Consider the following 13376-nt stretch of genomic DNA (forward strand, 5'->3'; position numbering starts at 1 on the left):
GGTTCAGTGGTGGAACCCCGGCCTGTGCTCCGCCCCGCCGCCCCGGTGGAGCCGGTCCAGGCAGCGCCGGATGTCCTCGGCGAGCAGGGAGGCCTCGTCACGGCCGATGCCGTGCCTGATCAGCACCCGCTGGACGACCGTCTCCTGCCGGTCGGGCGGCAGCGGGTATGAGGGAACCTGCCAGCCCCTGGCGCGCAGCTGTTCGGACAGGTCGTAGAGGGTGAAGCCGGGGTCGGGACCGGCCAGGGTGTAGGAGACCGCGGGCAGGGCGCCCCGGCCGTCGTAGAGCAGTTCGAACGGCCCCATCTTGGCGATCCGGTCGGCCAGGAACCGCGCGGTGTCCAGGCACGCCTGCTGGACCCTGCGGTATCCCTCCCGGCCCAGCCGCAGCATCGTGTAGTACTGGGCGACGATCTCGCCGCCGGGACGGGAGAAGTTGAGGGCGAACGTCGGCATCTCACCGCCCAGATAGCTGACGTCGAAGATCAGGTCCTTCGGCAGCAGGTCGGCGGAGCGCCACACGATCCATCCGACGCCGAGCGGCGCCAGGCCGTACTTGTGGCCGGAGGCGTTGATGGAGGCGACCCGTTCGAGCCGGAAGTCCCACGGCAGGTCGGGCTGGACGAACGGGGCGACGAACCCGCCGCTGGCGGCGTCCACGTGGATCGGCACGTCCAGTCCCGTCTCGGTGTGGATCGCGTCGAGTTCCCCGGCGATGCCGGCGACCGGTTCGAAGTCGCAGGTGTAGGTGACGCCCAGGATCGCCACGACGCCGATCGTGTTCTCGTCGACGTAGTCGCGTAGCTGGTGCGGGCGCAGACCGGTCGCGTCACGTTCGAGCGGCACCTGCCGCAGCTCGACGTCGAAGTAGCGGGCGAACTTCTCCCAGCAGACCTGCACCGGGCCGCAGACCAGGTTGGGGCGGTCGGCCGGCTTGCCGTCCTCCTGGCGGCGACGGCGCCATCTCCACTTGAGCGCCAGCCCCCCGAGCATCGCCGCCTCACTCGACCCGGTCGTCGAGCAGCCCATCGTGCCCATGCCGTCGGGGGAGTTCCACAGGTCGGCCAGGATGTGCACGCACCGGGACTCGATCTCGGCCGTCTGCGGGTACTCGTCCTTGTCGATCATGTTCTTGCCGAGGCAGAGATCCATCAGACGATGGGTCTCCTCGTCGCTCCAGGTGGTGCAGAACGTCGCCAGGTTCTGCGCGGAGTTCCCGTCGAGCAGGAGTTCCGAGCTGACGAGGTCGTAGACCGCGCGTGGTTCGGCGGGGGAGTCGGGAAGGCGGCGTTTCGGCAGCGGCCGTTCGCTCAGCGGCGAGGTGTACACGTCGTCCCAGGAGGTGACCTTGTGCAGGGGCATGTGGATCTCCTGTTCGCCGGGTCAGGCCCGGTCGGCGGTACGGTGCCGGGGTCCATCGGCTACCTACCCGACCGGCAAACGCCACAAAGTCCGACGAAATTCACGAAAGGTCCAAGAGGGGTTGCGGCGCTCGTTCGCGGCTGGCGTTCCGATATGTCGGGAAACCTGTGGTTTATGGCCGGATCAAGGATTGTCGGGGTTTCCCGGTCATGATTACGTGAACCCATCGGGGACGGGCGCGCGTTCCGGTGACGCGCACGGGACGCGACGCCCTTCAACCAGTGAGGGGAACCCATGCGAGTCTTCAGCGGGCTGCTCGTCGGTGTGCTCGTCGCCACCGCCCTGGCCCTGTTACCCACCTCCGCCGCTCAGGCCCAGGTGTGTCAGCACCGTACGGGCGTCAGCCATGGCGGCGGGATCTTCCCGAACACGTTCACCGAGGACTCCGTCTGCGGCAACCAGACGGGAGCCCCGGTCCACGCCACCCCGGACGGCTCGTCGCCGCAGGTGGGGGTCATGGACACCGCCCAGAGCTGGTTCCTGTGCTGGACGCGCGGCCAGCAGCACGGCGGTGGCAACAACGTGTGGTACTACACCCAGGGCGACCGGGTGGTGAGCAACCCGGAGCGGCACGGCTACGGCTTCGTGCCCGCGCTCTACCTGAACACCTCACTGGACCCGGACGACGCCAGGCTCGCCCAGTGCCCGTCGCTGCCCGCCGATCGCTCGACCGCCTACATGGTCTACGACCGCGTCACCGGCACGTCCGTGCGCAGCGAGGAGCACAAGAGGTTCCGCTCCGCCTCGCTGGTGAAACTGCTCATCGCCCTCGACTACCTCGAAACCCTCGGCCCGGGTACGGCGGTGCCCACCGCCGACGCCCAGCTGCTGCAGAGCATGCTGCGTTCGAGTAAGGACAACGCCGCGAGCACCCTGTGGGAGCGTGGCGGCTGGGAGACGATCGTGAGCCGGATGGTGACCAAGATCGGCCTGACCGACACGGCGCCACCGGCCGACCGGGGGATGTGGGGCTACACCGAGATCAGCGCCGCCGACGTGGTGAAGATCTACCGCTACATCCTGGAGAGAGCGGACCCGTCCTTCAGGAACCTCATCATGGGACACCTGCGCCAGGCCACCCGGTGCGCGGACGACGGCTGGGACCAGTACTTCGGCATCCCGAGCGCCGTCTCCGCCCCCTGGGCCGTCAAGCAGGGCTGGTCAGCCTTCGACGAGGACCCGCGGTGCCCGGTGGCGGCCGGTACGCGGAGCCCGTCCGCCCGTACGGCGAGCGTCGACCTGGCCAGCCCCGCGATGCACACCTCCGGGACCCTCTGTGCGAACGACCGGAAGATCATGGTGGTGCTGACCCTCAACCCCCTGGGCACCACCTGGGCCGACGCCGCCTCCCGCATCACCACCCAGGCGGGGACCCTCTACGCGGCGGCACCCTGCTGACAGGGCGAACGCGGAAGCCCGGCCTGTGGACCGAAACGGCCCACAGGCCGGGAAGGTGCGCGCCCGGATCTCATCCGGATGAGACCGGTGGAGCGGGCCTGGGAGAGGCGCTCGTCAGACCGGGGAGAGAATCCTCCCCGGAACGGGCTCACCATACTTTGTAAAGGCGGTTTCCGGTGACCGCCGTCGAGGCCCGGAACCTCCCACGCCGTGGCTCCCCGACCGGGACGGCCGGGGGGCGAGGACGGCTCCGGGGTCCGTTGATCGCGTATCTTCGCGCACATGCCGCAGGACACCGCGTTGGCATACGGTGAGGCCCGCGCTCTCGTCCGCCGGGCGGCGGGAGAGGTTCCGGACCCTCGCGCCTGCGCCGTCATCGACGACAGGGTCGGAGCCGTCCGGTGGGTTCGCCAGGAGGATGACTCAGGTTCAGGGTCCGAACCCCCCGGGCCCCCGGACCTGTCACCGGATGACCCGTACCGGGGACGAACGTGCCGACATCACCCGGTGGCTGCGGCGTGAGGTGCCCGCCGAACCGGCTGCGGCCAAGGAGCGGCTGGAGCGAACCGGTGCCTGAACGGCGTTCCCGAGGCCGCCCCGTACGGGCTACCAGCCCACGGGGAAGGCGCGGGTGCCGAAGACCACCCCGTCGTAGTCGAAGGGCAGGTCGTCGTCGTCTCCGATGACGTGGAGAGCGGGCAGGCGGTCGAAGAGGGCGCGGTAGGCGATCTCCAGTTCTGCGCGGGCGAGGTTCTGGCCGAGGCACTGGTGGACGCCGTAGCCGAAGGCCAGGTGGTTGCGGGCGCCCCGGCGGATGTCGAAGTCGTCGGGCCGGTCGAAGACCCGGGGGTCGCGGTTGGCCGATGCGCCGAGCACGAACATGCCCTCCCCGGCCCGTACGGCCTGGCCCCCGATCTCCATGTCCCGGGTGGCGACCCGGTCGAAGCCCACCCAGTCGACGATCGAGTGGTAGCGCAGCAACTCCTCGACGGCCAGGGGCCAGCCGGTGGGGTCGGCGCGCAGGGCGGCGAGCTGGTCCGGGTGACGCAGCAGGGTGTGCACGCCCAGCGGGATCATGTTCGCGGTCGTCTCGTGCCCGGCGATGAGCAGCAGGAAGACCATGCCGACCATGGCGTCGTGGGTCAGCTCGCCGGTCTCCCGCCGCGCGGTGACCAGGCGTCCGATGAGGTCGTCGCCCGGCTCGCTCTCCGCCTCGGTGATCAGCTTGTCGAGGTAGTGCCAGACCTCGATGGCGGCGGCGATCCCGTCGGCGGAGGAGCCGACGCCGGTGTCCATCATCTTGCGGGTCCTGGCCCGGAAGAAGTCGCGGTCGGCGTAGGGGACGCCGAGGAGCGCGCAGGTCACCATGGACGGCAGGGCGAAGCCGAAGGCGTCGACGAGGTCGGTCGGGGAGCCCGCCTTCAGCATGTCGTCGATGAGCAGGTCGGTGGCCTCCTGGATGGCCGGGCGCATCTCCTTGACCCGTCGCACGGTGAACTCGGGGATCAGCATTCGCCGGTAGAGACTGTGCTCCGGCGGATCCATGTCGATGAACTGGCCGGCCTGGAACCTCCTGCGGATCTCCAGCTCCTCCTCGGAGGGGTCGTCGGGCCGCATCGCGGGCATCGGATGGCCGGGGGACGCCGGATCGGTGCTGACCGTGGGATCGCTGAGCACCTGCTGCGCCTCGGCGTGCCGGGTCACCAGCCAGACCTCGCCTCTGGCGATCCTGGCTCTGACGAGTGGGGCCTGTTCGCGGAGCCGTTCGTACTCGTCCGGCGGAGAAAAAGGACAAGTGCGAGAAATTGGGAAATCTGTCGTCATTTGATCTTGCTCCCAAAGGGCCGCCACATTTGTTCTTTTCGGAGAACGTAGCAAAAGTTACCTGTCTGTCAAGGTGTCGCTTTTGGGTGGCCGAAAAGATGATATTTATTTATTAGAGTGGTTTTTCGGATTTGGGATGAGGGTGATGATCAATCGGCCGGCGGCGCGGTGAATGAGCCGGTCACAGGGGTCATTCCGCTCAATGGAAGGCCGTTCCTGAATGCCGGAAGGCCACGGCGGGTCGCCGTACTCATGGAAACCGTGATATCCCGGCGCGGCTCTTGCGGTCCGCGCCGGCCGTGTGAACGGTGAAAGGCGCCGGAAACCCCGTCCCCGGCGGAGAGGATCCGCGGGAACGGGGTCAGTTGCCCAGGGGAATCTTCTCTTCGGGCGTCGGGGACGGCTTCTCCGGCTTGTCCGTCGAACCGGGCTTGGCGGCGCACAGGGTCGAGCACTTGGGGGAGGCGCCGACCCGGTTCATCACGGCCCGCGACTCCTCGGCGGGCGAGAGCGTGCGGTTGCCGTCCAGCCAGGCGTCCAGGTAGTTCCACGGCGGGACCATGCCGCGCCGTACCCACCAGAGGGAGTGGTCGGTCTTCCAGGAGATCGCGAAGTAGAGGTTGCTCGCGGTCGAGCGGGCGTTGCCCGAGTTGCCGACCTGGCCGAGGACCTGACCTGCGGAGACCCTGACGCCGGGCTTGATCCCCGGGGTGATCCTGTCCAGGTGGCCGCCGAGGTAGCGCACGCCGTCGTCGCCGATGACCGTGACGAAACGGCCCTCCCGGTCGGGGCCCCGGTCGGTCGAGGGCTTCCACCGGTTCTTGGCGTTGACCTCGTCGACCACTCCGTTCACCGGGGAGACGAACGAGCAGCCCTTCCCGGTCCAGATCGTGGTCTTCGGCAGCACGAGAAGCCTGCTCTCGTAGCTCACCCTGCAGTCCTTGACCGGGAAGACGTAGCTGAAGTTCGACAGCTTCGGCGGTGGGACCCGCACCGGGTCGTCACCCGCCGGCCGGGTCACGCTCGCCTGCGCGGCGGGCGTCGGGGACGGGGTGGGAATCGTCGCCGTGACCTTGCCCGGCCCCGTGGCCGCGACCTCCGCCGCGGGGGGAAGGGTGCTGACACCCGCGACCCCTCCCGGGGACGCGCAGGCCCCGGTGGCGAGCAGAACGCCCACCGTCACACTCAGTCGAGCTATGTGCCCCGATCGCATGATCTCCACCAGGCTAACGTTATCGATAACCAGCCTTTACCTTTGTAGCCGACCTTCCGTTTGGTCACGACCTGTTCGGGAAAGTCGGCGTCCCAGCCGAGGCCGCTCCGGGGCGCCCCGGGATGTCGGAGGACCGCACTAGACTCACGGCGTGGCAGGCCGGATCAGTGACGAGGACATCGCGCTCGTGCGGGAGCGCTCGCCGATCGCGGACATCGTGGGTGAGCACATCCAGCTCCGCAACGCGGGCGGCGGCAACATGAAGGGACTGTGTCCCTTCCACGACGAGAAGAGTCCCTCCTTCAACGTCACCCCCGCCCGCGGCTACTGGTACTGCTTCGGCTGCGCCGAGGGCGGCGACGTCATCACCTTCGTCCGCCGTCTTGAGCACCTGTCGTTCGGCGAGGCCGTCGAACGGCTGGCCAACCGGGCCGGCATCCAGCTGCGCTACGAGCAGGGCGGCTACGTCCCCGGGCGCGAGCAGGGGGAGCGCAGCCGCCTCATCGAGGCGCACCGGGCGGCGGCGGAGTTCTACGCCGAGCGGCTCTCCTCCCCGGAGGCCGCGGCCGGGCGCAGGTTCCTGTCCGAGCGCGGGTTCGAGCGGGCCGACGCGGAGCACTTCGGGGTCGGCTACGCGCCCGCCGAGTGGGAGGCCCTCTCCCGGCACCTGATGGCCAGGGGCTTCACCGCCGCGGAGCTGATCAAGGGCGGCCTGGCGAAGGAGGGACGGCGAGGGCCGATGGACCGCTTCCGCGGCAGGCTCGTCTGGCCGATCCGCGACATCACCGGCGACGTCATCGGATTCGGCGCCCGCAAGCTGAACGACGCCGAGGACGGCCCGAAATACCTCAACACCCCCGAGAGCCCGCTCTACAAGAAGAGCGAGGTCCTCTACGGCGTCGACCTGGCCAAACGGGAGATCTCCAAGCGGTCCCAGGCGGTGATCGTCGAGGGATACACCGACGTGATGGCCTGCCACCTGTCGGGGGTGCCGACGGCGGTCGCCACCTGTGGCACCGCCTTCGGCCAGGAGCACATCAAGGTGCTGCGGCGGCTGCTGCTCGACCAGTCGGGCTCGCAGGGCGAGGTGATCTTCACCTTCGACGGCGACGCCGCGGGGCAGAAGGCGGCGCTGCGGGCCTTCGCCGACGAGCAGAAGTTCGTCACGCAGACCTTCGTCGCGGTCCAGGGTGACGGGCTCGACCCGTGTGACCTGCGCGTCACCCGTGGCGAGGCCGCGGTCCGCGACCTGGTCGCCAGCCGGGAGCCGCTGTTCGCCTTCGCCATCCGCAGCGTGATCCTCCGCCACGACGTGAGCACGAACGAGGGCAGGCTGTCCGCGCTGGACGCCGCGGCCCCGATCGTGGCCGGCATCAAGGACAGGGCGCTGCGCCAGCTGTACGCCGTCGACCTCGACCGCTGGCTGGGCTTCAACAACGAGCAGTTCGTCGTGGACCGCATCGCCGAGATCTCCGTCGCCGCCCAGGGGGCGCCGCAGCGCCCGCAGCGGCCCGCCGGGCCGCGCAAGGTCGCCGAGCTGACCGACCCCGCGGTGCGGACCGAGGCCGAGGTGCTGAAGCTGGCCGTGCAGCGGCCCGCGTTGCTGGGGCCCGGTTACGACACGATCGGCGCCGAGGCGTTCACGTTGCCCGAGCACGTCGCCCTGCACAAGCTGATCCTGGAGGCGGGCGGTACGGCCACGGCGGGCCCCGGCGGGCGGGAGTGGGTCGACCGGCTGCTCGGCCTGGCCACCGAGGCGCTGCGCCCGCTGGTCACCCGGCTCGCGGTCGAGGGGCTGCGCGTCGACCTGGACGACGAGGAGAGATACGCCTCGGGGATGCTCACCGCGCTCGAACTGATCTCGGTCGAGCGAGCCGTCGAGCAGCTCAAGTCGCAGATGCAGCGGACCAATCCCGTCGAGGAGCAGGAGGGGTTCAACCGGCTGTTCGCCGAGCTCGTCGCGCTCGAACAGCAGCGCCGGGTGCTGAAGGATCGTGCCTCGGGCAGCTGATCACGTAATGTGCTTTGATTTCCATACGGCGATTCGACCAAACCCCAATAAGGTCTCGGTTCGATAATGATCGCCGCCTTACCTTCGGTGACAAAAATAGGTCTGCCATTTAGGGGACCGAATACAGCAGACTGTCTCCCGTGGGTGCATCGGTGCTGCCAAGTGGGCCGCCATCGGTAGACCAGGTGGCCGACCTCGTCGCGAAGGGAAGAGAGCGCGGAAGCGTCACGGTCGATGACGTAGCCGCCGCCCTCGACAAATCCGAGCTGCCGTCGGACGCGCTTGAACGCGTCGTGCGCATGCTCGCCGAACACGGAGTGGAGGTCCTCGAACCACAGGGCGACGAGGACGCCGTCCGGTCCGATGAGGAGGATGTCGGTAAGAGAGCCCCGACCAGCGATCTGGTCCGCATCTACCTGCGGGAGATCGGCCGGGTGCCCCTGCTCACGGCGGAGGAGGAGGTGGAGCTCGCCAAGTCCATCGAGGCGGGACTGTTCGCCGAGGACAAGCTGACCAATCTCGTCTCAAGAATGTCCTTCCCCGAGTTCAGGGAGCTCGTGTGGGAGGGCACACGGGCCAAGCAACGGTTGATCGAGGCCAATCTGCGGCTCGTCGTCTCGATCGCCAAAAGGTACGTCGGGCGCGGGATGTTGTTCCTGGACCTCATCCAGGAGGGCAACCTCGGGCTCATCAGAGCGGTCGAGAAATTCGACTACACCAAGGGATACAAGTTCTCCACGTACGCCACGTGGTGGATTCGCCAGGCGATCACACGGGCCATCGCCGACCAGGCGCGCACCATTCGCATTCCGGTGCACATGGTCGAGACCATCAACAAACTGGTCCGTGTTCAGCGCCAGCTCCACCAGGACCTCGGCCGGGAGCCCGCGCCCGAGGAGATCGCGCTGGAGATGGACCTGCCGATCGAGCGTGTGATCGAGATCCAGCGCATCGCGCAGGAACCGGTCTCACTGCAGTCGCCCATCGGCGAGGAGGACTCCGACCTCGGCGACTTCATCGAGGACGCCGACGCCGTCGTGCCGATGGAGGCCGCGGCCTTCATCATGCTCCAGGACCAGCTCGACGACATTCTCGCGACGCTGTCCGAACGGGAGCAGCGCATCATCCAGCTGCGCTTCGGCCTGGCGGACGGGCACCCCAGGACGCTGGAGGAGGTCGGCAGGGAGTTCGGCGTGACGCGGGAGCGCATCCGGCAGATCGAGTCGAAGACGCTGGCGAAGCTGCGTCACCCGACCCGCGCCCAGATGTTGCGCGACTACCTGGACTGAACGTCCCGTACGGCGGAGGCCCCCGGGGAACCCGTTCCGGGGGCCTCCGCCGTACCTCGTGAGGCGTTGGTCCTTTGCCGGGAAACGAGCGGGTTCGAGGGGTTCCTCCCTGCCGTTCCTGATGAGGATCGCCGGGTGCTTCGGCACGTCGCCGAGGCTGTGACGTGCGGTTACAGGATTATGGATGCTTCGGGAAAGATCTTCGGGGAGCCGTCCATGTCCGTTGTCCTTCGTCCGGCCGCGGCCTGCGGCCTGCTCGCCCTCGTCCTGACCGCGTGCGGCACGGCCGGCACCGGCACCGGCGGCGCCCCGGTCGTCCCGGCCGTTCCCGCCGCCGCGCCGCCGGGCGAACACGCCGGCCAGGAGGTGCTGGAGGCCGCGCGCGTGGTCGGGGAGTACCGGACCTACGCGGAGAAGCGGATCTACGACGCCATCGCCAAGACCGCCAAGTTCGTCAACGCGGTCAAGAAGGGCGACGTGGAGAAGGCGAAGGCCCTCTACGCGCCGAGCAGGGTCGGCTGGGAGAGCGTCGAGCCGGTCGTGGGGGCCTTCCCCGAGATCGACACCAGGGTGGACTCGCGGGAGGCCGACCTCAGCCAGGGCGAGGAGTGGATGGGCTGGCACCGGCTGGAGAAGGCGCTGTGGCGGGCACCGCAGACCCTCAGCAGGGAGGCCGCGTACGGCGACACCCTGCTGGCCGATCTCAGCAGGCTCAGGGCCCTGCTGCCGCAGGCGGAGATCACCGTGGCCTCCATGGCGGCGGGGGCGAAGGAACTGCTCGACGAGGTGGCGATCGGCAAGGTGACCGGTGAGGAGGAGACCTTCTCGCACACCGACCTGTGGGACTTCAAGGCCAACGTGGACGGCGCCTTCGAGGTCTACCGGCTGCTGCGGCCGATGGTGTTCCGGCGTGACCCCAAGCTCTCGGCCACCCTGGACACCGAGTTCGCCGACATGCGGGCCCTGCTCGCCAAGCACGCCAAGGGCGACGGGTTCGCCGCCTACAACGACCTGTCGAAGGAGCAGATCAAGGAGCTCTCCGACGGGCTCAACGCGCTGGCCGAGCCGTTGTCCAATCTGGCCGCGGTGATCGCGGGCTGAGCTGGGCCGGTCTCAGCGGCCTCTCAGCGGCCTTTCGGTGGCCTTTCGGTGGCCTTTCAGGGGCCTTTCAGGGGCCACCGTCCCCTCCGTCTCCCCCCATCCCGTCCCCGCCGGTTCCCCCCGCGCCGCCCTGGCCTCCTGAGCCTCCGGCGCCCCCTGAGCCCCCTGGGCCCCCTGAGCCGCCGTCAGCGCCCCCACCGTCGCCGCCCCGGCCCTCTCGTCCATCCTGGCCGTCCCGGCCGTTCTGGCCGCTGTGTGGCGCCTCGCCGGGCGGGGTGGTCGCGCGTCCGGTGCCGGGCGTCCCCGACATCCCGGGCGTCCCGGGTGCTTCCGGTACCGCCGGTGTCCCTGGTGTTCCGGAAGGGGGGACGTCGGCGAGGGCGGACGACGGCTGGAGGAACGCCGGGGAGGGCACGCCCGCGGCGCCGGTGACCGCCAAAGACAACCTCCCGATCATGATTTTCCGCTTTATATCCATAAATGCCCCCTTTTTAGTCTTCTGCCCGATAGATGTGTGTCGTACGCCGAATGGCCGATAGGGCGGGCCGATGGGAAACGGTCCTCGGGGACGCGTGGACGGTCGGGTAGAGACATGCCAGAAGCATGCAGAAGGGGCGAAGGGCTGTTCTCCCGGCGAATACTGGCCCAGACTGGGCGAATGGAGGGGCGGACAGCGGTGGACGATGTCGCACTCGGACGCGAGGCGTGGTCCGTACTCGACGCCAATCGCGCGGGCGCCGTGACCGTGCCCGCGCCCGGCCTCTATCCGCACCAGTGGAACTGGGACTCGACCTTCGTCGCGATCGGCGTCTCCCGCTGCGACACCCGCAGAGCGGGCACGGAACTGCTCAGCCTCCTGGCCGGGCAGTGGCACACCGGGATGGTGCCCCACATCGTCTTCAACCGGGGTCTCGCCGACGCCTACTTCCCCGGTCCCTCCGTCTGGCGGTCCGGGGAGCATCCCGCCGCCCCCAACGGGGTGCCGACCTCCGGGCTGACCCAGCCGCCCCTGCACGCCCTGGCCACCTGGTGGATGTGGCGGCACGCGAGGAACCGCGAGGAGGCGCGCGGCCTGGTCCGCAGGCTGTACCCCATGCTTGTGGCCCAGCACGACTACCTCGCCACGGCCAGGGACCTGGGAGGGGGAGGACTGGCCGCGATCGTCCACCCCTGGGAGTCGGGGATGGACGACAGCCCGGTGTGGGACGCCCCGCTGGACGCCGTGACCCAGGCCTCCGGCGCCCACGGGGAGGAACCGTTCCCCGACCGCTACGTCTGGCTGGCCCAGCGCTACCGCGACTCCGGCTACGACCCGGCCTACCTGCGCGCGGAGCATCCCTTCGCGGTCGAGGACCCGCTGTTCAACGGGATCTGGCTGGCCTCCTGCCAGGCGCTCGCCGAGCTGGCCCCGCTGGCCGGGGCCGATCCCGCGCCGCACCGGGAGGCGGCCGAGCGGATCCGCGCCGGGCTGCTCGAACGGCTCTGGGGCGGTGAGGCCTTCCACGCCCTCGACCTGCGCTCGGGACGGCTCAGCCCGATGTGCACCGTGGGCGCCTTCGGGCCGATGCTCGACCCCGGCCTGCCCGCCGACCGGGTGGCCAAGCTGGTCGGGGTGCTCGAATCGGCCCGGTTCATGGGGGCCGCCGGATATCCCGTGCCCAGCTGTGAGATCCGCGCCACCCAGTTCGACCGGTCGCGCTACTGGCGAGGGCCGTCCTGGGTGAACACCAACTGGCTGCTGCGGCGGGCGGCGGCCGTGCACGGGCTGGACGGCCTGGCGCGGCTGCTCGGCGTCTGCACCCTGCGCCTGGTACGGCAGGCGGGCTTCAGGGAGTGCTTCGACCCCTTCGACGGCAGCGGCAGGGGCAGCAGGGACTTCTCCTGGTCCGCCGCGCTCACCCTCGATCTGCTCGCCGATAACGTGGAGGGATGAAGCTCTTCAATCGGACGCCCGCGGGGGTCCGCGCGGCCGTGGCGCCGACCGACCGGGTGCTCACCTACGCCGAGGGGCCCGAAGGCTACGTGGTCGCGACCGACAAGGCGCTCTATCTGGGTGAGACCAGGCTGCCGTGGTTCCGGATCGACCGGGGGGTGTGGGACGAGGAGGGGCTGACGGTCGTCACCACGGAGGGGCGGACGCTCCGGGCGCCGCTGCCCGAGCCGGGGCGGGTGCCGGAGGCCGTGCGGGAGCGGGTCATGGCCTCGATCGTGGTCAGTCAGTACGCCCCGCTGGACGCCAGAGGGGGAGTGCGGCTGGTGGCGAGGAGGACCGACGACGACCAGATGATCTGGGAGTTCGTCTTCGACGCCGGGATGGACCCGCAGGACCCCGGTCTGCGCGCTCTCGCCGAGCAGGCCCTGGAGGAGACGCGCCGCAGTTTCGGCGTCTGAGGGCGTCCCACGACCGGCTTTTCTCGGTACGGAACGCGAAAGGAGCCCGCGCGGGTCCGGTGGGCGCCGTGACCCGCGCGGGCGGCGGGGTCAGTGGGGGGTGACGGCCTTCTCCTCCCGTGGCCATCCGGTGCCCGTTTCGTCGTGCTCTTCCGGCCCCCTGCCGTCGCGCGGCTGCAGGAACGGCAGTTTGTCCCTGGCCACGTCACTCACCTTCGTCCTGGCCACGTCGGTGGCCCTGGAAACCTGGGCGCCGACCAGCCCCGCGGCCTCCTGGACGGCGGGGTTGTCCGAGACCCGGCGCGCCATCCGCTTGAGCTGCTCATAGCGCTCCCGGCCTGCGCGGCTCCCAAGGATGTAGCCGACCGCGAGGCCTACACCGAACATCAGTCGGTAACGCATCTCCACCTCCACAAGCGTCCTGGGCGGGACCCTACCCGCGGATCGTGAGTTGTCTCGGCCCTACCCCGGAGCATCGATGCGACACACACTCCCGGAGTGCGCTAATCTATTCCTGCGCCGCAAGGAGCGGGGGAAAACCCCAGGTCCGAACAGCGCGAAGCACGATCCCGTGTAGCTCAATCGGCAGAGCAGCCGGCTGTTAACCGGCAGGTTATAGGTTCGAGTCCTATCGCGGGAGCCATCAGGAAGGCCCCGGGAGCACAGCTCCCGGGGCCTTCGCCGTTTCGTGTCCTATTTCGCGGACAAATCCCGGTGAATCACGGAA

10 protein-coding genes and 1 tRNA gene are annotated in these 13376 nt (G+C 69.4%); 7 read left to right on the forward strand and 4 right to left on the reverse strand.

Annotated elements, in window-relative coordinates:
• Positions 1-3 precede the first annotated feature (3 nt).
• Complete coding sequence (gene gad, locus ABT340_RS01400; protein WP_352008652.1) at positions 4-1362, reverse strand: glutamate decarboxylase; 1359 nt, start codon at positions 1360-1362, stop codon at positions 4-6.
• A gap of 294 nt (positions 1363-1656) precedes the next feature.
• Between gad and ABT340_RS01405 the strand changes: the two genes are divergently transcribed.
• Positions 1657-2820 (forward strand): hypothetical protein, encoded by a 1164-nt coding sequence (locus ABT340_RS01405; RefSeq protein WP_352008653.1) that lies wholly within the window; start codon positions 1657-1659, stop codon positions 2818-2820.
• 606 nt (positions 2821-3426) lie between these two features.
• Here ABT340_RS01405 and ABT340_RS01410 read toward each other — a convergent pair.
• Positions 3427-4524, reverse strand: coding sequence for a cytochrome P450 (locus ABT340_RS01410; protein ID WP_352008654.1), 1098 nt, complete (start codon positions 4522-4524; stop codon positions 3427-3429).
• 481 nt (positions 4525-5005) lie between these two features.
• On the reverse strand, positions 5006-5821 hold the full coding sequence (locus tag ABT340_RS01415; protein ID WP_352008655.1) for a M23 family metallopeptidase: 816 nt from the start codon (positions 5819-5821) through the stop codon (positions 5006-5008).
• Positions 5822-6008: 187 nt separating this feature from the next.
• Here ABT340_RS01415 and dnaG point away from each other — a divergent pair, with 187 nt between their 5' ends.
• The 5 genes from dnaG to ABT340_RS01440 all read left to right on the forward strand — a co-directional run bounded on the left by dnaG (position 6009) and on the right by ABT340_RS01440 (position 12649).
• Entirely contained in the window at positions 6009-7868 is a 1860-nt protein-coding gene (dnaG, locus tag ABT340_RS01420; RefSeq protein ID WP_352008656.1) for a DNA primase, read from the forward strand.
• Positions 7869-8053: 185 nt separating this feature from the next.
• Complete coding sequence (rpoD, locus tag ABT340_RS01425) at positions 8054-9157, forward strand: RNA polymerase sigma factor RpoD (RefSeq protein ID WP_352008657.1); 1104 nt, start codon at positions 8054-8056, stop codon at positions 9155-9157.
• Between the two features lie 216 nt (positions 9158-9373).
• Positions 9374-10258 carry an iron uptake system protein EfeO gene (gene efeO, locus ABT340_RS01430; protein ID WP_352008658.1) on the forward strand — a complete coding sequence of 295 codons (885 nt, stop codon included), beginning with the start codon at positions 9374-9376 and terminating at the stop codon, positions 10256-10258.
• 658 nt (positions 10259-10916) lie between these two features.
• The gene (locus ABT340_RS01435) at positions 10917-12191 is read left to right on the forward strand and encodes an MGH1-like glycoside hydrolase domain-containing protein (RefSeq protein ID WP_399174932.1); all 1275 of its coding nucleotides are present in this window, start codon (positions 10917-10919) and stop codon (positions 12189-12191) included.
• Complete coding sequence (locus ABT340_RS01440; RefSeq protein WP_352008660.1) at positions 12188-12649, forward strand: hypothetical protein; 462 nt, start codon at positions 12188-12190, stop codon at positions 12647-12649. Before ABT340_RS01435 ends, ABT340_RS01440 begins: the two co-directional genes overlap by 4 nt.
• A gap of 90 nt (positions 12650-12739) precedes the next feature.
• Here the strand turns inward: ABT340_RS01440 and ABT340_RS01445 are convergent, their stop codons facing one another.
• Entirely contained in the window at positions 12740-13051 is a 312-nt protein-coding gene (locus tag ABT340_RS01445; protein WP_352008661.1) for a YtxH domain-containing protein, read from the reverse strand.
• Between the two features lie 165 nt (positions 13052-13216).
• Between ABT340_RS01445 and ABT340_RS01450 the strand changes: the two genes are divergently transcribed.
• Positions 13217-13292 (forward strand) — tRNA-Asn (locus tag ABT340_RS01450).
• Positions 13293-13376: the final 84 nt, after the last annotated feature.

The organism is Streptosporangium sp. NPDC000239, assembly GCF_040300765.1.
GTDB lineage: Bacteria > Actinomycetota > Actinomycetes > Streptosporangiales > Streptosporangiaceae > Streptosporangium.